This is a genomic window from Stutzerimonas chloritidismutans, from assembly GCF_020783375.1.
Taxonomy (GTDB): Bacteria; Pseudomonadota; Gammaproteobacteria; order Pseudomonadales; family Pseudomonadaceae; genus Stutzerimonas; species Stutzerimonas kunmingensis.
Genome location: NZ_CP086067.1, coordinates 2445012 through 2465406 on the forward strand (window position 1 = coordinate 2445012; position 20395 = coordinate 2465406).

Consider the following 20395-nt stretch of genomic DNA (forward strand, 5'->3'; position numbering starts at 1 on the left):
TCGATGAAAAGGAGATTCACCATGCAAGCCAATACGTTCAAGCGGGCACTCTGTGCCGGCGCCGTGATCTTTGCAGCCCTTTCGCCTTTTGCCGCGCAGGCCGAGGAAAAGAAAAGCTTCGATATTGCCTGGACCATCTACGCCGGCTGGATGCCATGGAAGTATGCGGATGAGTCGGGAATCATGAAGAAGTGGGCCGACAAGTACGGGATCGAAGTGAACATCACCCAGGTCAACGACTACGTCGAGTCGATCAACCAGTACAGCGCCGGCCAGTTCGACGGGGTGGTCGCCACCAGCATGGATGCGCTGTCGATTCCGGCAGCCGGAGGCATCGATACCACCGCACTGATCGTCGGTGACTATTCCAACGGCAACGACGGGATGGTGATGAAGGACAGCGCCGACCTGAAGAGCCTCAAGGATCAGCAGATCCATCTGGTCGAGCTGTCGGTTTCGCATTACCTGCTGGCCCAGGCGCTCGATAGCGTCGGCATGAGCGAGCGCGACGTACAGGTGGTCAACACCTCGGACGCCGATCTGGTCGCCGCATTCAGTACGGACGAGGTGCGCAATGTCGTGACATGGAACCCTCTGCTCGACGAAGTCGCCGCCACGCCCGGTGCGCACCGCACCTTCGACTCCAGCCAGATCCCCGGCCACATCAAGGACCTGACCATCGTCAACAGCGAAACCCTGGCCGACAACCCTGATTTCGGCAAAGCCGTGGTTGGCGCCTGGTATGAGGTGATGGCGATCCTGGAAAGCGACACCGACCAAGGCGCCAAGGCGCGTGCCTCGCTAGGCCAGGCCTCCGGAACCGATCAGGCCGGGTACGAAAGCCAGCTCAAGGGCATGAAGATGTTCTGGAAGCCTGCCGACTCGCTCGCGTTCATCAACAGCGACGAGGCGTATCAGGCCATGGACAGCGTGCGCAGGTTCTCCTTCGACCACGGTCTGCTGGGCGACGGTGCGGACTCGGTAGACTTTATCGGCATCGCCATGCCTGGCGGCAAGTTGATGGGCTCGGACGCCAACGTCAAACTGCGCTTCGATACCACCTACATGCAAATGGCCGCGGACGGAAAACTCTGAATCCTCAGCCCCTGACGGGCGCGACGCGCCCGATTCATCAGCCACGGCGCGCTGTCGCACAGCGCGGCCTGGCTGAGCCACCGCGCATCATCTGAGGCCCCACATGCGCCGGACCAAAGAAGACGCCGAACAGACCCGTCTGAAGATCATTGCCGCGGCGCTGGAATTGTTCAGCCGCAACGGTTACTCGAACACCACGCTGGCGATGATCGCCGACAGCGCCGGCTTCAGCCGCGGCCCGATCTACTGGCATTTCAAAAGCAAGGACGAGCTGTACGAAGCGGTCCTGGCCTACTCCCAGGCACCGCTGGAGCAGCTCATCGCCCGCAGCCGAAAGCTGGCCGACGAGCCGCTTGTCGCGCTCGAGCACTTCATCGACGACTGGTTTCGGCTGTTGCTGGAGGACCGCTGGTATCGCCAGTCTTTCGAGATCCTGCTGAACAAGACCGAACTCACGGCACAGATGGCCAGCACATTGAAGCGTGAACGCAAGCTGACCCGCGACATGGTCCAGCTGCTGGAGGCGCTGGTCGAGCGAAGTCAGCAGACGCCTGGCACCGGCAACTGCCAATCCCCACGATCGCTGGCGCTGCTGCTTTATTCAAGCCTGATGGGCATCACCCACACCTGGTTGCTGTCACCCAAGCTGTTTTCGCTCAGGGAGCAGACACCCTTCATGGCGAGCAATCTGTTGGCGCTGGTGACGTCGCACGCTCCATCCTCAGTGACTAGCCAAGCAAGCGAGGGCGCTTGAGCTTGCTCAGTAGCGCCGGCCGCAGCGCGGCGGCGTCCAGATCGATGGTATTGATCAGCCCGGTGATCTCGGCGCGGGAAAGCGATAGCCGGCACGGCAAACCGGTAAGCAAAAGCGACTCGCCTGCTGCTTCATCGACTAGCAGCACGCGGATGGTCGAGGGCGAATCCATCCGCGCGCTGAACAGCAGCGGTTCGAAATATTGTTGAACCAGGGCAAATGCCTCCGGTTGCCTGAATCGCTTCATGATGACAACTCCATTTGTCAGGCGGCGGATTCTAGCAGTGGCTTTCGCATCGCTCTGGCTGGCAAGTGCCAACTGCAGCACAACGTGCGTCGACACTGTCAGAGCAAAACTTGCCCTACGGATGTTGCAGGAAGTCGCGCGGGCAGCCTACGCAATGGAACTGCAGCCTGACATTCGCCGATCCTGGCAACATCCGCGCTCGTTTTCCGTACCACAGAAACGCTGAAGGCCCCGTAATCGGGGCCTTCAGGATTGCAGATGGCGGAAGCGCAGAGATTCGAACTCTGGGAAGGGTCTCCCCTTCGGCGGTTTTCAAGACCGCTGCCTTCAACCACTCGGCCACACTTCCGGATAAAGCGGGCGCAATAGTACCGGATAGAAATACACTGTCAAACACTGATGCTAGGCATCCAACTTGCCTCTGTTATGATCCGGGACAAATCGTCTCAGGCTTGAATTCATCCAAGGAGTGTCGCCATGCACGAACACGAATACGCGCTTAGCCACACGCAGGTCGAACAGCGTGAGGTCAGCAAGGTCCTGCGCAACACCTACGGGCTACTGGCCATGACGCTCGCGTTCAGCGGCCTGGTTGCCTATATGGCCATGCAGGCCAACGCGGCCTACCCGAACATCTTCGTGGTGCTGATCGGCTTCTATGGCCTTTTCTTCCTCACCGCCAAGCTGCGCAACTCGGCATGGGGCCTGGTTTCCACCTTCGCTCTGACCGGCTTCATGGGCTACACGCTCGGGCCGATCCTCAACATGTATCTGGGTCTGGCCAATGGCGGTGAGCTGATCAGCTCGGCGTTGTCGATGACAGCCCTGGTGTTCTTCGGACTGTCAGCCTACGTGCTAATCACCCGCAAGGACATGAGCTTCCTCAGTGGCTTCATCACCGCGGGTTTCTTCGTATTGATCGGCGCCATGCTGGCGGGCTTCTTCTTCCAGATCACCGGGCTGCAACTGGCGATCAGCGCAGGTTTCGTGCTGTTCTCTTCGGCCTGCATCCTGTTCCAGACCAGCGCCATCATCCACGGCGGCGAGCGTAACTACATCATGGCCACCATCGGCCTGTTCGTTTCGCTGTACAACCTGTTCATCAGCCTGCTGCAGCTGCTGGGCATCTTCGGTGGCGACGACTGATCCGGCATCGCATTGAACGAGCCCGCTTCGGCGGGCTTTTTCATGCCCGCAGCTGGCGTATCATGTCAGCTGTTCTGCCATGGTGCTCCGATGAAATTCGTAATCGCCCTGTTCGCTCCGCCCCATTCACCCGCTGCCCGCCGCGCGTTGCGCTTTGCCGAAGCCGTGCTCGCTGGCGGGCATGAGATCGTCCGGCTGTTCTACTATCAGGATGGCGTGCACAGTGCTTCAGCTAACGTCGTGGCGGCACAGGACGAACTGGACGTGGCGGCTGAATGGAGCCGTTTCATCAGCGCCAACCAGCTGGACGGCGTGGTCTGCATCGCCGCCGGCCTGCGTCGCGGCGTACTGGATGCCGGCGAAGCGCAGCGCTACCAGCGTCCGGCAGCGAACCTTGCCGCTGGCTGGGAGCTGTCGGGGCTGGGCCAGTTGCATGAAGCCGCGCAGCAGGCCGATCGGCTCGTCTGCTTCGGAGGCCAATGATGGCGCGTTCCATGCTAATCATTAGCCGTCAGGCGCCCTGGGCCGGCCCCTCTGCGCGTGAGGCACTGGATATCGTTTTGGCCGGTGGCGCTTTCGAGCTGCCGCTAGGGCTGCTGTTTCTCGATGACGGCGTGTTCCAGCTTACGAAGGCGCAGCAGGCCGCATCGCTCGAGCAGAAAGACCTGACCGCGAATCTGCAGGCGCTGCCGCTGTTCGGCATCGACAGCCTGTTCGTCGCTCGCCGCAGCCTGGCCGAGCGCAACCTGGATGAATCCTCTCTGGCGCTGCCGGTCGAAATCCTCGACGACGCTGGCCTGAGCACCCTGATCAACCGCTATGACCATGTGATCACGATCTGATGGCGACTCTGCATCTGCTTTCCCATTCGCCCTTCAGCGACGGCCGCTTCAACAGCTGCCTGCCGCTACTAGGCGACACCGACGCCCTGCTGCTGGCCGGCGACGCAACCTACGCCCTGACAGCCGGAACCAAACCCGCGACCGAATTGGAGCAACTGCCAGAGCAGGTCGCGCTGTTCGCACTTGAAGAAGACGTGCAGGCTCGGGCACTCGGCATGCTGCCGACGCGCGTGCAATTGCTGGACTACGCGGGCTTCGTCGAACTGACCTGCCGTTACGAACGGATCAACAGCTGGCTATGAGCAGCCTGGTCGTGGATGGGCGCGAGATCGCGCTGGACAAGGACGGCTTTCTGGTCGATCTGAGCGACTGGAACGAAGCCGTTGCCGAAGCGCTGGCGCGCCGTGAAGAGTTGGAGCTGGAAGACGAACATCGGGAAGTGCTTCGGCTGCTGCGCGAGTTCTATGCCGAATTCCAGCTGTCGCCGGCCACACGCCCGCTGATCAAGTACACCGCACTCAAGCTGGGGCCTGAAAAGGGCAACAGCATGCACCTCAACCGCCTGTTCAAGGGCACCCCTGCCAAACTGGCCGCCAAGCTGGCCGGGCTGCCAAAACCGAGCAACTGCCTATGAGCCTCGAAACGCCTGCAGAACATCCTTTCGCCGCCTTCGTGCGTATCCTTGGCAAAGGCAAGCGTGGCGCCCGCGACCTGACACGCGAAGAAGCCCGCGAAGCCATGGGCATGCTGCTCGACGGCAAGGTGGAGGACGCTCAGCTGGGCGCCTTCCTCATGTTGTTGCGGCACAAGGAAGAAAGCCCCGACGAGCTGGCGGGCTTTACCCAGGCCGTGCGTGAGCGCGTGCAGGCACCGACTATCCCGGTCGATATCGACTGGCCGACCTATGCCGGCAAGAAGCGCCACCTGCCCTGGTATCTGCTGGCAGCCAAGTGCCTGGCAGCCAATGGCATACGCATCCTCATGCACGGTGGCGGTGCCCATACTGCTGGGCGCATCTATAGCGAACAGCAGCTTGAGCTGCTGGGCATTCGTCGATGCGAGAACTGGCAACAGGTCAGCGTGGCACTGGACCAGAGCAATCTCGCGTTCATCCCGCTGGGAGCCTGGATGCCGGTGCTGCAGCGCATGATCGACATGCGCAACCTGCTCGGCCTGCGCTCGCCAATCCACTCGCTGGCGCGCCTGCTCAACCCGCTGGGCGCACGCTGCGGCCTGCAGAGCATCTTCCACCCCGGCTATCAGGATGCCCATCGCCAGGCCAGCACCCTGCTCGGGGACCACGCCATCGTCATCAAGGGCGAAGGCGGCGAGATCGAGATGAACCCGGACAACATCTCCCATCTCTACGGCACCACTGGCGGCACGCCGTGGGACGAGGAATGGCCGGCACTGTCCGAGCGGCGCCACGTGAAGCCCGCACAGCTCGACCCGCAGCAGCTGCTTGCCGTCTGGGCTGGCGAGCAGGAAGACGCCTACGGTGAACTCGCTGTGATCGCCACCATGGCCCTTGCCCTGCGAGGCCTTGGCGCGACGCGGGAGGCAGCTTTCGAGCAAGCGCAAAGCTACTGGCGCGCCCGCCATTCATCGATTTAAGCGATAGGATTAACCCGCCATTCGGTCACATCGATCGAACGATGCTTCCTAGACTGGCCTCCTATGCCGTAACAGGAGGGCACCATGGGATTACTGATCGATGGCCAGTGGCACGACCGCTGGTATGCAAGCCGCGATGGCAAATTCGAACGCGAACAGGCCAAGCGCCGGCACTGGGTCACGCCCGACGGCGCGCCCGGGCCTGACGGCCAGGGTGGCTTCCAGGCTGAGGCCGGTCGCTATCATCTCTATGTTTCCCTTGCCTGTCCGTGGGCGCATCGCACGCTGATCTACCGCAAGCTCAAGGGGCTCGAGCCGCTGATCGACGTGTCCGTAGTCAGCTGGCTGATGGCCGAGCACGGCTGGACCTTCGACAAGTCCACCGGCTCCAGCGGCGATGCGCTGGACGAATTCGACTACCTCCATCAGCGCTACACCCGTGACGATCCGAAGTACTCGGGCCGGGTCACCGTCCCCGTTCTCTGGGATCGCGAGCGCCAATGCATCGTCAACAACGAATCGGCCGAGATCATCCGCATCTTCAACAGCGCTTTCGACGAACTGACCGGCTCAACGCTGGATTTCTACCCAGAGGCACTGCATGGCGAAATCGATGCGCTAAACGCGCGGATCTATCCGGCGATCAACAACGGGGTCTACCGAGCAGGTTTCGCCACGACCCAGGAGGCCTACGAAGAGGCCTTCGACGAGTTGTTCCGTGAGCTCGACTGGCTGGAGCGACGCCTGGGCAAGCAGCGCTACCTGACAGGGGAGTACCTGACAGAGGCCGATTGGCGCCTGTTCACCACAGCCATTCGCTTCGACGCGGTTTACCACGGCCACTTCAAGTGCAACCTGCGCCGCATCGAGGACTATCCGAACCTGTCGAACTGGCTGCGCGAGCTGTACCAGTGGCCGGGAATTGCCGAAACGGTGGATTTCACACACATCAAGAACCACTACTACGCCAGCCATCGACAGATCAACGGAAATGGCATCGTGCCGAAAGGTCCGCTTCTTGGACTGGATCGACCACATGATCGCGAGCGCCTGCGAGGCAACGGCATCTGGGTGAGATCGGAGCACAGCTAGCCTGAAACCCATACCATCGCCCAGATGTCGTGCTTCTACAAAACTCCAGGCCCTGTGGGAAGCGCGCCCGCGGCGATGCGGTCACATCCGACGGCTGCCGGGGCCAGCGGATCAGTCATCCAGCTGTACCATGCTCGAGCATATGGCACATGGCAGTCTTCAGCTTCATCGGCCGCACCGGCTTGTGCATCAGCATATGGCCCAGCTCGCGGACCTGCTGCTTGAGTTCGTTGCTGTAGTTGGCGGTGATCATCAGCGCCGGTAGCGGGCTGGCGCGGCGCGCATTGACGGTGGCGACGACATCGATGCCGGTGTGGCCATTGTCCAGGTGGTAGTCGGCGATCATCAAGTCGGCCTCGGCATGGAAGTTGTCCACCTGCCTCGCCAAGTCCTCCTCGGACAGCGCCGTGATCACCTTGCAGCCCCAGCCTTCCAGCAGCGTGCGCATGCCCGCACAAATCGCCGTGTCGTTATCCAGCACCCAGACCCGGGCGCCCTGCAGCCGCTGTAGCACCAGCTCCGTGGTGCTCGGCTCAGGCCGCGCCTTGGGTGCGCGCTTGGCCAATGGTACGTCGATGGCGAAACACGAGCCGCGTCCCGGGTGCGAACTGACCCGGATACGATGGCCCAGCATGCGCGCGATCTTCTCGACGATGGCCAGGCCAAGGCCGAGACCACGATCCTGGTTGGGACGCACGCCCTCCCCGCGTTTGAATTCCTGGAAGATTTCCTCGAGCTTGTCCGAGGCGATGCCCACGCCGGTATCCCAGACTTCGATGGACAGACTCTGCCGATGCCGACGACAACCCAGCAGTACGCGTCCTTTGGGTGTGTAGCGAATCGCGTTGGTCAGCAGATTGCGCAGGATGCGCGCGAGCAGCTGGATATCGCTACGCACCAGCGCCGAACAGGGAATGAAGTCCAGCTGCAACTGTTCGGCCCCGGCGATCTGGCGGAACTCCATGGCCAGGTTTTCCAACAGCTCACTGACGGCGAACGGGGCGATATCCGGTTTGATCACGCCGGCATCCAGCTTGGATATATCGACCAGCGTACCAAGCAGGTTCTCCACGTCTTCCAGCGAGTTGCTGATGTTGCGGATCAGCCCGCCGTTGGGCGCGCCCGGTTGCTCAAGCAAAGCGCTGGTGAACAGCCGCGCGGCGTTGAGCGGCTGCAGCAGGTCATGGCTGACCGCGGCAAGGAATTTGGTCTTGGACAGGTTGGCCACTTCCGCCTCGCGCTTGGCTTCGCGCAGCCGCGCCTCGACATGGCTGCGCTCGTCGATCTCGCGCAGCAGCTGGTCGTTGAGGCTGGTCAGCTCGGCAGTGCGCTCACGCACCCGCTGTTCGAGATTCTGATAGGCCTGGTGCAACGCCTCGGCGGTGCGCCGGCGATCGGTGATGTCCTGAATCAGCACAAAAATGCCGGCCACTTCGCCATTGGCCTGCCGGTTCGGCACATAGGAGCGCAGCATATAGCGCTGCTGGCCGGCATGGTTGCGCTCGGCCATCTCGAAGCTGACGCTCTCGCCCGACAGTGCGCGATCGATGTAGGGCTCCAGTTGCCGCCAGTGTTCGCCGCTGTGGACCTCGCGCAGCGACTGGCCGAGCATGCCGTCGCTGGGCCAGCGATACCATTCCTCGTAGACCTTGTTGGTGAACTCGTAGGTGAGATCGGCCGAGACGTAGGCGATCAGTGCCGGCACATGGTCGGTGATCAGGCGAATCCAGCGCTCGCTCTCGCGCAGCGCCTCGGCATGGCGGTAGCGCTCGGTGATGTCAGTGAAGGTATTGACGAAGCCGCCGGTGGGGAGCGCATGGGTGCGAATTTCCAGCACGCGGCCATCGAACAGGCGCTGCTCCAGCTCGCGGATCGGCCGGCCGCGGGCGTCACGACTGTTGGGTGTGAGCAGGGTCAGCTCGCTGTCGGCCATGACCTCCTCGAACGGTCGATGCGCCTCGATCGGCGCCAGCCCGCAGAGTTCAAGAAAGCGCCGGTTCCACAGCTCCAGCGCACCCTCGGCGCTGACCATCGCCACGCCCTGGGACAGGTTGTCCACCGCGCGCTGCAACAGCCTCGACTTCTGCGCCAGCGCCTGCTCGCGACGCATGGTCTCGCTGACTTTCACCTCGGTGATGTCGGTGTAGAGAATCACCAGTCCGCCTTCACGGGTCGGTCGCTCGCTGACCTGCACCCAACGGCCGTTGTTCAGTCGATACACCGTGGGCTCATCGCCCTTGCCGCGGTGTTCCTCGACGATCAGCCCGGTGCTTTCCGCCAGCCGGCGGACCTCGGCCAGCCGCGTGCCGGCGTTGATGCGCGCGCGCGTGCGCGTCCATAGCGACTTGAAGCGACGGTTGAACAGGACGATGCGCTGATCCCGGTCGAACAGCACGAATGCGTCGGAAATGCTCTCGATGGCGTCGACCAGGTGCTGGTGCGCGGTTTCCGCGCGCAGCCGCGCATCGCTGAGCAGCTGGTTGCTGCCCTTGAGCTCGGCCATCGCCTGGTTCAACGCGTCGGTGCGCTCGCGCACCTGCTCGGCCAGTTCCACCGAATGCTGGAACGCCGCATAGGATGCATCCCGTCCGGCGCCACTGGACTCGACGCGCTCGATCAGTGCGGCGTTGATGCGTTTGAGCTTGAGGTTTTCGCGCTCGAGTTCGGCCTGGCGCGCCAGCAGCTCAGCGACCTGCCCGGCCTCCGGGTCGGCCAATGGCGACACCGGTGAAGGTCTGGTTGATGTGCATGCCATTGAACTGCTCTCCGTAGGTGTTGAAGCCGATCACCTGCTGGCGTCGGAGAAAAGCCGAGGTCTGTTCGCTGGTGTCGTTGCCCTCGATTTCCAGCCGGCGCAGAAAGCAGTCGCAACCAATGGTCAACAGCGGCGGCCCGAGGCGCTGTTCCAGCCGCTCGAACAGGGCTTCCAGATTCGGCATCAGCGGACCGGGTTCCATGGCGGTGAGCACGATGCCGTTCTCCACCGCGCAATAGAAGGTCAGGCTCATGTCCTCGTTGACCTTCTGGATCGAGCGCACGTAGTAGTGCTCGTTGATCCGCACCGCCAGGGGATGGGCGGCGAACAGACGGTGATCGAGATCGCTGACAGGCACACCGATCAGCCGGGCGTATTCCTCGGCGGCCGGCTCGGCGTTCAGCTCGTAGACCCGCCTGCTGTTGCTGTCGGCGCGGGTCACGACCAGTTTGTCTTCGAGTGGCAGGATGTGATGGGTGGTGAACACCTCGAAATCCAGCCAAGTGTTGATCAGCACCACAATCGCCGCACCGCTGTAGAACCGGCCGTCGTAATAGACGTAGGTATCGCTGAGGTGATTGTCATCGCCAGCCGACCCGCCGAAATGCGGAATGCTGCCGAACGCGGCGCTAAGCGCAGACAACACGATCTCCTCACGGCTGGACAGCCCGTCGAGCAGCGTCAGCGCAAAGCTGTGGTCCTTGATCGGCGCCAGCGAGTTGCTGCGGCAGTCGCTACCCAGGCGTTCGACCAGCTGCTGTGCCTCGATCAGGCTGAAGCGATCCATCTCGTCGATCAGCTCGCAGGCGATGGAAAAGCTTCGATGGTCGAAGCCGACTGCCGTCACGCAGCTGCGCCCATAGCCCTGGGAGGTGATCTCGCCCGCCGAGGTGCAACCGACCAGACGCACGCCACCGAAGTATTGGCGCAGCGCATCGCCCAGCGCCGGCAGGTCGTATTCAGCCGAACAGAAGAACAGCACGAAGCCCAGATGCGGGTGCATCAGTTGGCGCGCCAGGTCCTGCGCCACCGTTTCGGGTAGCCGGGCCTCGGACATCGCCGTGCGGATCACTTCGCCTTGTTCATCGGTCACGCACGATACCCCGCACCACTTGAATCGGATGACCCCATTCTTGGGCAGGGCATATGGGACGAAAATGCTACTTGAGTACCGGTAAAGGCCTGCCTAGGTAGTATCGCGACGAAACAACGCAGCGCTGCGTTGCTAGTTCAGTGGCCGCAGTGTGGGTTCCCGTCCACCAGCCATCCTCTGCACCGCGAACCAAACGGTGTCCATCCCGATCAGGCCTGGCCTCGACGCACGCTGGCCATGTCAAGTGATGCACAGATGCATAAAGGCCGGCCCCTTACGGTGCCGGCCTTTCTCGTGGTTGCGCAGAGATCATCACTGCGCACAGGGCGTGGGATACGCTCAACGTACGTCCCACTGCCGATGCAACGGATGGAGCGACCTACGGTTCGACGTCCATCCGCGCCCTGCTGATCGCCTCGCTTAGAAGCTCAGCGCCGCGCCCACTGCGAAGGTGCGGGTTTCTTCGTCCAGTGCCGGGCTGTCCTTGCCTTCGATCTCGAACTGGTTCAGTTCGGCGACCAGGGTCAGGTTGTCGTTGATGCTGTGGAACAGGGCGATACCGCGGGTCTCGTAATCGGCCTCACCGCCCAGACCGTTGCCATCATCCTTGGTCTGACCGTAGGACAGCGCAACGCGGTTCTTGCCGAAGCGGTAGGAGCCCTGCAGCAGGTAGCCGTCGCTGTCCACTTCACGCAGCAGTGCTTCGCCGGCATTGTTGGTGAAGAACGGGTTGATACCTTCGGCCTGGAAGCCCGATGCGGTCAGCGACAGGCTGCCCATCTTGGCCTGCACGCCGTAACCCAGGCCCTTGGAATCGACCTTCTCGATGCTGCTGTCGGTGTTGTCCGAGCTTTGCTGCATACCGTTGATCCAGGTGTAGAACTGGGTGCCGCCCATCTCGAACTCGTAGGTGATCTCGGTTTCGAAGCGCGGCGCTTCCTGGTAGGCCTTGTCCAGGGTGGACGAGGTATCGTCGGTGGTGTCTACCGGGTCCATGATGCCGGCAGCGATGCGCAGGCCGCTCATCTTCGGCGAACGGTAGGTGATCTGCGAGGTTGGGAACGGATACGGGTAGCCGGTACCGATGTTGCCGAAGGAGACGCCGCCGCCATCGACCAGACCCAGGGTGTCGCTGACCTGGCCGTAACCGCTGAGCATCTCGTCGAGCAGGATGTTGGAGCGGCCAAACAAGCCGAAGTCCTTACCGAACAGCACTTCGCCCCACTGCTCATTCGCTGCGGTGGCGTAGAACTGACGAACGTCGATACCGGTTTCGGTGCCGTTGCTTTCGCTGTCGTTGATGGTCACCCAGAACGAGGAACGACCGCCCAGTTTGAGATCGCCGACCTGCTTGCCGAAGTTGAAGCCGATCCAGTTGGGCAGGAAGCCCATCTTCACCCGCGACTGCTTGCGATCGAACTGCTCGCCGGCACGCTCTACGTCGCTGTGAACGTAGAAGGTGTTGAAGTAACCATCGGTGGAAAAGGTGGTGTCGTCCTGATCGTAAAGCACGATTTCGGCGACGGCCGACTGGCTTACGGTCATGGCGACGGCACTGGCCAGAACCAGTGGCAACAGGGTTGATACGGCTTTCTTGTTGTTGTGCATGGCGCTCTCCGCGGTTTTGACGACAAGCAGTCGTGACGGGAGCGATTATCGAAAGGCCGTTCGAGCGCACATACGCTGCGATGGCGGCGAAAGGCTAGTACTTTCGCCCGGGGTGCCGTCTTGCATGTAAAGCATCTCATCCGACCGCCAGACGCACGAGGCTTAGGTCGTACACCCAAAGCAGCGCGCCACCATACCCAGGCACAAGCCACGGCAGCCCGCCGTAAACGGCTGGCCATCGAGCTGCATTGTCGGGGTTGAATGGGCGGGTGATGTGGGACGCTGAGATAACCGTCAGCAACGATGCCAACGCGTGTCGGGCGCTTCGGCATTGGCGACCACATGCCAGCCGCCTTCGGCATCACGCAGCGCCTGTAGCTGAGCACGGATAGCTCGGGCATCGAGGTTGGCCGACGCCGCAGCAACCGCCTCCGGGTGGTCGCCATCGAAGCCGGCCAGGTGCGCCTGCCATAACGACTCGGCGCGGCGGCGCAGGTCGCCGTCGTGGTTGCCGGTCGAGGGATCCGCTGCAGCGACTTCAACCAGAGTGCCGGCAAAGCCGTCGAGGAAGGTTTCGATATGGGCGAGGATCTCACTGGCAGATGCGCTGGGAGACTGCACCGCGAAAACGATGCCCGGGCACTCGCCGAACTGACGATAGCCACAGAACACCGCATAGCCGAGCTGCAGTTCGCTGCGCAGTCGACGGAAGAACGCGCCTTCCATCAATCGCGCCAGGCGGCGCCAGCTCGCCTCGATGAAGACTGTCCGAAGCGGTAGCGGACAGAACAGCACCAACGCGGTTTCCACGCCAGGCTGACCAAAGCGCGACCAGCAATAACGCGGTGTGCTTTCGTGGTACTGACCGGCACCGGGCCCGGCCAGCCCAGGCAGCTCAGCCAGTACCGTCTGCAACGGGCCACTCAGATGCCGAGGCAGTCCCACTGCCAATGCATCCCAATGGGACTGATGCCAGGCTTGATCGAGCGCGTGCTGGTCCAGCGATGCATCACCGTCTCGTGCGGCTCCCGCTAGCAGGAGCGGCAGGCGGCGCAGCAGTTGCCGTATCAGTATCTCGTCGGCACCTGACGTCACGGACTCGTAGCACAGGCGGTGTCCTTCATTGAAAGCAGCCGGCGACGGCACTTTGAGGATGTCGGTCAGGTCACGAAGAATTACTGGCAACGCTTCGGCATAACCGCACAGCCTCAGGCACCAGCTATGCCCATGGTCATCGAAATGCAGCTCGACACCGGCTTGCACCGCAGCGATGGCATGCCTGCGTAGCGCCGCGTGCAGCGTATGCCAGAGCCCTGCCGGTGGCTGGCCCGCGGCAAACCGCCAACGCAGGTAGAGCGCGCCCTGCCCTGCAGCATCGGTGTGTTCGACCCAGCGCAGGGATGGCATCTGCAACGGCACCACGCCCGGTTGCATGCGCTCACTGAGCCAAGGATTGCGTTCCGGCAGGTGCCATTGCCATCCAGTCCTGTCTGACGGCGGCAACTGCTCGGCGACCAGGTCCAGCTCGAACCCAGCCTTTACCGGCTCGATGCGCTTAGTCCGAGCGCAACCTTCGCCGTCCACCGTCAATACGATCGGCCTGCTCGCATGAAGCTGCGCACCCAGCATCTCAAGCGCCTGCTGCACACGATTCGTATCGATCGACGGCGTCCAGGCAGCCGGGTCAATCCAGTAGCGCAATAGGGCCAGCGGCTCCTTGCCCATGAGCCCGCGCTGACGGACCTGCGCGTACTCGCCCCAGAGCTCTGACCAGGCTGCCTGCGTGCTCATGAAATGCAGCCAGTCACGCACTGCGGCAACAATCTGCGCGCGTTCCGCCATGCCGCGTTCGGTCAACTGCACCTCGAAGACGGCCACACCCTGCCCGTCATGCCAGTACGGCACCCGCAACGAGACGGCATCGCACCAGTGGGCGTCGCTGAGGGTTTGGAAAAGACTCCGGTCGGCTTGCGAGCTCAACCATGAGCCGAGCACATCCAGCGCCACGCAGGCTTCATCCGGCAGCCCGTCGAGGGCGAAAGCGATATCCAGATACGGTCGCGCGCCATCGACGCTCAGACGCAAGGTGCCGCCATCATCGGCGCGCAGTGGCTGTATCGGCCTCGCGACGTTCGGTGCGACCGGTAGCTGGCATTCATCGCTCTGCAGCAGTTCCAGCACCTGCTCAAGGCTGCAGGGTGCGGCGACCAGCAGTTCCATCTGCCCAGTTTGATAGAAGCGCTGGTGATATCCCGTCAGCGCTTTCTGGAACGCTGGCGCCTCTACCGGCAGCGTTTCGCGATTGCCCGCGTGAAACCCTGAAAAGGGATGCGCGCAGCTCAGTGTCGTACCGATCGCGGCGTCGCACAGAGTCTCCCGGTCCCGCCCCCGAGCCAGGAATTCGGCCTGCAACACCTCGCGTTCGCGCAACTGCGCCGCAGGATCGAGCAGCGGCCGGGCGAGCATGTCGAGCAGGCGTTCGAGGGCTTCGCCGAAGGCAGCGGCAGGCACCTGGAAGAAGAAGTCGGTATGACGCTCACGGGTCGATGCGTTCAATTGCCCAGCGCAACCCTGCACGAACGGCATCAGGCTCTGGGTTGGCGCATAGGCCTGGCTGCCCAGGAACAGCAGGTGCTCGAGAAAATGCGCAAGCCCTGGGTATTCGCCCGGCGCATCGTGTGCGCCGGCGTTCACGCGAACGAGGGCTGCTGCCTGGCTGCCCGCTGGGAGCTGGATAAAGCCCAGCCGCAGGCCATTGGGCAGGACGTGCCACTGCGGCAACACGGCAGGCGGAACGCTGTCTGGCGTCATGGATCGATCTCCTGTTGCCGGACAGCTGTGCGCATGACTCAGGTATCCAGCTGGCCGGCCAGGAACTGGCGCAGACGGCGCTGCATCAACTTGCCGGAACTGCCGAGGCAGGCGATCGGCGTACCCGCCAGCGCTTCACGACCCAGTTCGGCCGCCTCCCCGGCCAAAGCCAAGGAGCAATCAAGCGCGAGGGACAGCTTGTTGAGCTGGCGCAACTGCGCCTCGCCATGGGGAACGTTGGAGAACAGCACCAGCCCCTGCGGTTTCATCTTGTCGCAGACCAGCGCGAGTTCTTCCAGCGGCTGCCCGATCGGCAACACGCTGACGGCCAGGCTGTCGCCACTGAGCATCAGACCTGCCACGAGCAATTCAAGCTCGCGACACTGCCCCGGCATCGCGGCGAGCAGTACGCGCTCGCCAGCCGGCATACGGGCCAGCTGCAGCCGCTGCAGCGCCCGGGCACGAAGGAAAGCATCGAGAAACAGCCACTCGCTGGTACCGCCAAATTCCTCCTGACGCAGCAGCAGCTCCTGCCACACCGGCAACAGGACATCCTGAAACACCACAGCCAGCGGATAGGTGGAGAAGATCTGGCCGTATAGCTGCTCCAGCCGCACCTCGTCGAAACCATTCACCGCATCACGCAGTTGCCCCTGCCATTCGTTCCACTCGCTACTGGGGGTTGCGGTCGGTTCCTCTAACTCGCGGGTCGCTGCGCTGCGCGCCAGTATGCTGCCGACCTTGCTTACCGCCACGCCACGCTCGGTCCAGGAAAGAATGCTGCGAACCGCCTCCACGTCGGCCATCGAGTACAGGCGATGGCCGCTCTCGGTCCGCGTCGGCCGGATCAGCCCGTAGCGGCGCTCCCACGCTCGCAAGGTGACCGGGTTGACCCCGGTCAGGCGGGAAACTTCACGGATAGGGAATAGATCCTGCTGCTCGAAGGCGCTCGAGGCCAGGTTCGAAGCGCCGGAAGAATCGGTCATGGGGCGGCTCGCTGGAAAAGAATGCCGAGATTGTAACCCAGCGTTTCGCAGCATACCCTCTACAAACGTTGTACAAATGCAAGGTGCGATGAAATGACGCCTGATTTGCCCCTGACGCTCTATGTCGATCGAGCCTGTCCGCTGTGTGCCCGAGAAGTTCGTTGGCTGGAACGCAGCGCCGATCCGGCAAGGCTGCGGCTGGTGGATATCAGCGCTGCCGATTTCGATCCTAAAGGGCTCGACCGGGATCTGGCGCAGCTCCGACGGCGTCTGCACGCCCGCAGCGCCAGCGGTGCCTGGCTGACCGGCGTGGACGCCACCTACTGGAGCTGGCGACTGGCGGGCCACGGTCGCTGGGCCGCACCGCTCGGCTGGCGTCCATTGCGGCCACTGCTGTTGCTCGGTTACCAGCTGTTCGCCGTGCTGCGCCCGCATCTTGACTGGCTGCCGCATCCTGACGGTGCGAGTCGTTGCACAACCGGGTGCAATGTGCCGCAAAAGCCGTCGAAGACCAGCGCCGCAACCGACGATCGCCTTTAGTTGTCGGCAAGCAGAGGCATGCGCAGGCCAAACCCGGATTCCGCAGCAGCCGGGCGGCCGATCATTTCGTCATGGCTGACCGGCTGCCGCCAGTAGACCTCACGCACACCGCACGCCCGAAGCTCCCGCTTCAGGCTGCCCTGGTCGCTCCAGACGTTGCGCCGGCCATCGGCGAACTGCCGGCGACGACCGCTGCGCTCGACCACCCAGGCGCTGTACCCGCAGCAGCGCAGACCATGCAGCTCGACCCGCTCTACTCGGCCGCGAAATAGCGCAATACGCAGCCCAAGCCTCGACACGCCCTGTTTCATACTCGGATACCTGTACAGATTCAGTTGGCCGCATAGCCCCGCAATTGCCCACCTGCCTGCCAAATGGCGGGCTCGGGCCAAGGAGTTCTTGTGCAGCAGAATATTCCTGTACATTTACCTGTACAAGAAGCAATATTCGTATAGCTTTATCGCATCCCTCATCGATGCAACAGCATTCCCCCTCCACGCAACAGCGCCCGGCGCAAAAAAGGAACCGTCATGAACGATCTGCCTGGTCATTACCGCGAAATACTCTCCGGGGTGGGTGAAAACCCGGAGCGTGAAGGTCTGCGCGACACGCCGCAACGCGCGGCGAAGGCGATGCAATACCTGTGCGGCGGTTACAACCGCAGCCTGGAAGAGATCGTCAACGGCGCGCTGTTCGCCTCGGACAACGACGAGATGGTCATCGTCAAGGACATCGAGCTGTACTCCCTGTGCGAGCACCACATGCTGCCCTTCATCGGCAAGGCCCATGTGGCGTACATCCCCACCGGGCGCGTGCTGGGCCTGTCGAAGATTGCGCGAATCGTCGACATGTTCGCCCGCCGCCTGCAGATCCAGGAAAACCTGACCCGCCAGATCGCCGAAGCCATTCAGGAAGTCACCGGCGCCGCTGGTGTTGCGGTGGTCATCGAGGCCAAGCACATGTGCATGATGATGCGCGGCGTGGAGAAGCAGAACTCGGTGATGAACACCTCGGTGATGCTCGGGGCCTTCCGCAGCTCCTGCAACACACGGATGGAATTTCTACAGCTGATCGGGAGGGGCCAGTAATGCCGCGCCTGGAACCTGGCATGGCGCGCATCCGGGTGAAGGATCTGCGCCTGCGCACCTACATCGGCATCAACGAGGACGAGATCCTCAACCGCCAGGACGTGCTGATCAACCTGAGCATCCTCTACCCGGCGGTCGAGGCGGTGCGCGACAACGACATCGAGCAGGCACTCAACTACCGAACCATCACCAAGGCGATCATTCGCCATGTGGAGCTGAACCGCTTCGCCCTGCTCGAGCGCATGACCCAGGAAATCCTCGACCTGGTGATGGCACATCCTGCGGTGAGTTACGCCGAGGTGGAAGTCGACAAGCCCCACGCGCTGCGCTTTGCCGACTCGGTCTCGATCACCCTCGCCGGCAGTCGCTGAGCACGATGTCGTGAATATCCGCCGCGTCGTGCTCACCAGCCTGCTTTCGCTGATCCCGCTGATCGCAGCAGCGAGCTGGCGCGAAGCCGTGCCACAGGCGCGACTGATTGGCGAAGGCCAGTTGCGCTTCTTCGGATTGCGCATCTATGACGCGCGCCTGTGGAGCGAAACCGCGCCGCTGCAAGCCCGTACGGCGTTCGCGCTGGAACTGACCTATCACCGCTCCATCAGCCGCGACGACCTGGTGCGCACCAGCCTGGAAGAGATTCAGCGACTCTCCGGCGAGCCGCTCGATGCCGAACAGCTGCGCCGCTGGCGCGCAGACATGCAGCAGGCCTTCGTCGATGTAGAGGCGGGAGACCGAATCACTGGCGTCTTCTTGCCCGGGCGCGGTTGCCGCTTCTACGTGAATGACCGCCTGCAGCATGAGGTCGCCGACGCTGCGTTCGCCGACGCCTTCTTCGCCATCTGGCTCGACCCGCGCAGCCGCGACCAGAAGCTGCGGCGAAACCTGCTGGGCCAGCGATGAAAAGCCCGGCGCTGGCAGCCTATGGAATGCTCGGCCTGCCGCTGGCGATGGCGATGCTGCCGATCTATGTGCTGGTGCCAAATTTCTATGCGGTCGATCTTGGCCTCGGCCTGACGCTGACCGGCGCCGTGCTGTTTCTCGCCCGCCTGCTGGACACCGTGCAAGACCCCTGGCTTGGCCGCCTTATCGATCGCCGCTCACCACGTGGCTGGACCATTCTGCTCGGCGGCGTGGCTGTGTTGCTTAGCCTGGCGATGGCGGCACTGCTGCTCCCACCCGGCAACTTAGGCAGTTTCGGCTTAGCCGCGTGGCTCGGCGCGTTGCTGGCGCTCACCTATACCTTGCACAGCCTGATCAACATTACCTATCTGGCCTGGGGCGCGCGCCTCTCCGACCAGCCGGATACCCGCACCCGAGTCGCCGCCTGGCGCGCAGGTGCCGGACTGTTCGGCGTGGTGCTCGCCAGCGTGCTGCCTACCGTGCTGGCGACCCGATACGGCATGGCGACGGCGCTGGCGACCTTTGCTGCCACCTTCGCCGTGCTGCTGTTAGCCGGCACGGCGACCTTGTTGTTCGGCGCCCCACGCCCCCACCGCACCGTGCGTACCGAAACCAGCAGCCGGCGACTGCCCCTGCGCAACCCTGCGTTCCGGCGCCTGGCGGGCGTCTACTTCATCAATGCCGTGGCGGTGGCGATTCCGGCCACCCTGGCGCTGTTCTTCATCGCCGACCGCCTGCAACTGGCGCGACTGACCGGGCTGTTCCTGGCGCTGTACTTCATCAGCGGCGCATTGGGCCTGCCGCTCTGGACCCGTCTGGCCGATCGCATCGGCAAACGACGCAGCTGGCGGATCGGCATGCTCACCGCCTGCGCCGCCTTTATCTGGGCGGTGCTGCTGGAGCCGGGCTCGGCCTGGGCCTATGCCGGCGTCTGCATGATGTCCGGCCTTGCCCTCGGAGCCGATCTGGCTCTGCCACCCGCGCTGCTGGCCGACATCATCCCAGTCGAGGACCGTGATTCCACCGCCGCCTACTTCGGCTTGTGGAGCTTTCTCGCCAAGCTGGCGCTGGCACTCGCCGGTCTGGCTTTGCCATTGCTGGCGTTGAGCGACTACCAACCGGGCACCGCCGCCGGCTGGAACCTTGCGCTGGTCTACGCCGGCCTGCCCTGCCTGCTGAAACTCTTGGCGGCGCGGCTGCTCACTTCCCTGCCCTGCGGAGAAACGAAACCATGAAAAAGGTACTGATTCTGGCTTGCTGCCTGCTGCTGCTCAGCTGCACCGCCGTCGATGTCGAGCATTACCGAGACGAGGAGCCGACGCTTGATCTGCGCAAGTATTTCGTCGGCACGGTGGATGCCTGGGGCATGTTCCAGAAGCGCTCCGGCGAGGTCGTCAAGCGCTTTCATGTCAAGATCGAAGGCAGCCTCGATGGCGACAAGCTGATCCTCGACGAACACTTTCGCTACAGCGACGGCACTACCCAGCAACGCGTCTGGACGCTGACCGAGGAACACCCGGGGCACTGGCGCGGCACGGCTGCAGACGTGGTCGGCGAGGCCGTTGGCGAAGTGGCCGGCAATGCCCTGCGCTGGCGCTACGTGCTCAGCCTGCCGGTGGATGACAAGGTTTACGACGTGCACCTGGACGACTGGATGTACCTGATCGACGAGAACACCCTGGCCAACCGTTCGTTCATGAGCAAGTTTGGCGTGGAGGTGGGACAGGTCACCCTGTTCTTCCGCAAACGCAACGAATGAGCGGGTGGCCTGTGGGGTGAGTTGGTTGAGGCACGTTCGGATGACCATGGTTCCGAGACAAGGCG

At 63.0% G+C, this 20395-nt stretch carries 22 protein-coding genes and 1 tRNA gene; 15 read left to right on the forward strand and 8 right to left on the reverse strand.

All coding sequences use genetic code 11. The annotated features are described in order from the left end of the window. Nucleotides 1-21 precede the first annotated feature (21 nt). Nucleotides 22-1095, forward strand: a complete 1074-nt coding sequence (locus LLJ08_RS11305) for a putative urea ABC transporter substrate-binding protein (RefSeq protein WP_228207046.1) — start codon at nucleotides 22-24, stop codon at nucleotides 1093-1095. Between the two features lie 103 nt (nucleotides 1096-1198). Beyond that, nucleotides 1199-1849: a TetR family transcriptional regulator gene (locus LLJ08_RS11310; protein ID WP_023445606.1), complete on the forward strand. Its 651-nt coding sequence runs from the start codon at nucleotides 1199-1201 to the stop codon at nucleotides 1847-1849. Here the strand turns inward: LLJ08_RS11310 and LLJ08_RS11315 are convergent. Together LLJ08_RS11315 and LLJ08_RS11320 are read right to left on the reverse strand one after the other, a co-directional pair. Further along, nucleotides 1824-2096, reverse strand: coding sequence for a DUF1652 domain-containing protein (locus LLJ08_RS11315; protein ID WP_041013998.1), 273 nt, complete (start codon nucleotides 2094-2096; stop codon nucleotides 1824-1826). The genes LLJ08_RS11310 and LLJ08_RS11315 overlap by 26 nt on opposite strands. 259 nt (nucleotides 2097-2355) lie before the next feature. Then, a tRNA-Ser gene (locus LLJ08_RS11320) sits at nucleotides 2356-2445 on the reverse strand. A gap of 128 nt (nucleotides 2446-2573) precedes the next feature. On the opposite strand from LLJ08_RS11320, the gene LLJ08_RS11325 reads away from it, so the two are divergent. The 7 genes from LLJ08_RS11325 (at nucleotide 2574) to LLJ08_RS11355 (ending at nucleotide 6790) form a co-directional block, all read left to right on the forward strand. After that, nucleotides 2574-3242: a Bax inhibitor-1/YccA family protein gene (locus LLJ08_RS11325; protein ID WP_015277156.1), complete on the forward strand. Its 669-nt coding sequence runs from the start codon at nucleotides 2574-2576 to the stop codon at nucleotides 3240-3242. 90 nt (nucleotides 3243-3332) lie between these two features. Next, the gene (tusD, locus tag LLJ08_RS11330) at nucleotides 3333-3725 is read left to right on the forward strand and encodes a sulfurtransferase complex subunit TusD (protein WP_228207047.1); all 393 of its coding nucleotides are present in this window, start codon (nucleotides 3333-3335) and stop codon (nucleotides 3723-3725) included. Beyond that, nucleotides 3725-4084: a sulfurtransferase complex subunit TusC gene (gene tusC / locus LLJ08_RS11335; RefSeq protein ID WP_102831678.1), complete on the forward strand. Its 360-nt coding sequence runs from the start codon at nucleotides 3725-3727 to the stop codon at nucleotides 4082-4084. The genes tusD and tusC overlap by 1 nt, the downstream gene beginning before the upstream one ends. Then, on the forward strand, nucleotides 4084-4386 hold the full coding sequence (gene tusB / locus LLJ08_RS11340) for a sulfurtransferase complex subunit TusB (RefSeq protein ID WP_023445609.1): 303 nt from the start codon (nucleotides 4084-4086) through the stop codon (nucleotides 4384-4386). Before tusC ends, tusB begins: the two co-directional genes overlap by 1 nt. Beyond that, on the forward strand, nucleotides 4383-4718 hold the full coding sequence (locus LLJ08_RS11345; protein ID WP_023445610.1) for a TusE/DsrC/DsvC family sulfur relay protein: 336 nt from the start codon (nucleotides 4383-4385) through the stop codon (nucleotides 4716-4718). Before tusB ends, LLJ08_RS11345 begins: the two co-directional genes overlap by 4 nt. Continuing rightward, a complete protein-coding gene (locus tag LLJ08_RS11350; protein WP_213575084.1) occupies nucleotides 4715-5698 on the forward strand; it encodes a glycosyl transferase family protein in 984 nt (327 codons plus the stop codon). The genes LLJ08_RS11345 and LLJ08_RS11350 overlap by 4 nt, the downstream gene beginning before the upstream one ends. An 84-nt stretch (nucleotides 5699-5782) precedes the next feature. Then, nucleotides 5783-6790: a glutathione S-transferase family protein gene (locus LLJ08_RS11355; RefSeq protein WP_023445612.1), complete on the forward strand. Its 1008-nt coding sequence runs from the start codon at nucleotides 5783-5785 to the stop codon at nucleotides 6788-6790. Nucleotides 6791-6905: 115 nt separating this feature from the next. On the opposite strand, the gene nahK is transcribed toward LLJ08_RS11355, so the two are convergent. From nahK to LLJ08_RS11380, 5 genes are all read right to left on the reverse strand, one after another. Then, entirely contained in the window at nucleotides 6906-9506 is a 2601-nt protein-coding gene (nahK, locus tag LLJ08_RS11360) for a hybrid sensor histidine kinase/response regulator NahK/ErcS' (RefSeq protein ID WP_090519895.1), read from the reverse strand. Further along, nucleotides 9475-10638, reverse strand: coding sequence for a nitric oxide-sensing protein NosP (nosP, locus tag LLJ08_RS11365; RefSeq protein ID WP_003284516.1), 1164 nt, complete (start codon nucleotides 10636-10638; stop codon nucleotides 9475-9477). Before nosP ends, nahK begins: the two co-directional genes overlap by 32 nt. A gap of 420 nt (nucleotides 10639-11058) precedes the next feature. Further along, entirely contained in the window at nucleotides 11059-12246 is a 1188-nt protein-coding gene (locus tag LLJ08_RS11370) for a porin (RefSeq protein WP_023445614.1), read from the reverse strand. Nucleotides 12247-12540: 294 nt separating this feature from the next. After that, nucleotides 12541-15057, reverse strand: coding sequence for a pyrroloquinoline quinone biosynthesis protein PqqF (pqqF, locus tag LLJ08_RS11375; RefSeq protein ID WP_228207048.1), 2517 nt, complete (start codon nucleotides 15055-15057; stop codon nucleotides 12541-12543). A 38-nt stretch (nucleotides 15058-15095) separates the two neighbouring features. Further along, complete coding sequence (locus LLJ08_RS11380) at nucleotides 15096-16043, reverse strand: MerR family transcriptional regulator (RefSeq protein ID WP_101275668.1); 948 nt, start codon at nucleotides 16041-16043, stop codon at nucleotides 15096-15098. 93 nt (nucleotides 16044-16136) lie between these two features. Here LLJ08_RS11380 and LLJ08_RS11385 point away from each other — a divergent pair, with 93 nt between their 5' ends. Further along, nucleotides 16137-16583 carry a thiol-disulfide oxidoreductase DCC family protein gene (locus tag LLJ08_RS11385; RefSeq protein ID WP_125861920.1) on the forward strand — a complete coding sequence of 149 codons (447 nt, stop codon included), beginning with the start codon at nucleotides 16137-16139 and terminating at the stop codon, nucleotides 16581-16583. Here LLJ08_RS11385 and LLJ08_RS11390 read toward each other — a convergent pair. Continuing rightward, nucleotides 16580-16894: a DUF6482 family protein gene (locus LLJ08_RS11390; RefSeq protein WP_228207049.1), complete on the reverse strand. Its 315-nt coding sequence runs from the start codon at nucleotides 16892-16894 to the stop codon at nucleotides 16580-16582. The genes LLJ08_RS11385 and LLJ08_RS11390 overlap by 4 nt on opposite strands. Before the next feature lie 219 nt (nucleotides 16895-17113). Between LLJ08_RS11390 and folE the strand changes: the two genes are divergently transcribed. From folE to LLJ08_RS11415, 5 genes are read left to right on the forward strand one after another with little or no spacing between them, the layout of a single operon-like run. Next, nucleotides 17114-17671: a GTP cyclohydrolase I FolE gene (gene folE / locus LLJ08_RS11395; protein ID WP_014820374.1), complete on the forward strand. Its 558-nt coding sequence runs from the start codon at nucleotides 17114-17116 to the stop codon at nucleotides 17669-17671. After that, complete coding sequence (gene folX, locus LLJ08_RS11400; protein ID WP_014820375.1) at nucleotides 17671-18042, forward strand: dihydroneopterin triphosphate 2'-epimerase; 372 nt, start codon at nucleotides 17671-17673, stop codon at nucleotides 18040-18042. Before folE ends, folX begins: the two co-directional genes overlap by 1 nt. Nucleotides 18043-18052: 10 nt before the next feature. Then, on the forward strand, nucleotides 18053-18571 hold the full coding sequence (locus LLJ08_RS11405; protein ID WP_101275667.1) for a chalcone isomerase family protein: 519 nt from the start codon (nucleotides 18053-18055) through the stop codon (nucleotides 18569-18571). After that, the gene (locus tag LLJ08_RS11410; protein WP_228207050.1) at nucleotides 18568-19806 is read left to right on the forward strand and encodes an MFS transporter; all 1239 of its coding nucleotides are present in this window, start codon (nucleotides 18568-18570) and stop codon (nucleotides 19804-19806) included. The genes LLJ08_RS11405 and LLJ08_RS11410 overlap by 4 nt, the downstream gene beginning before the upstream one ends. Beyond that, nucleotides 19803-20330 (forward strand): DUF3833 domain-containing protein, encoded by a 528-nt coding sequence (locus LLJ08_RS11415; RefSeq protein ID WP_228207051.1) that lies wholly within the window; start codon nucleotides 19803-19805, stop codon nucleotides 20328-20330. Before LLJ08_RS11410 ends, LLJ08_RS11415 begins: the two co-directional genes overlap by 4 nt. Nucleotides 20331-20395 lie beyond the last annotated feature (65 nt).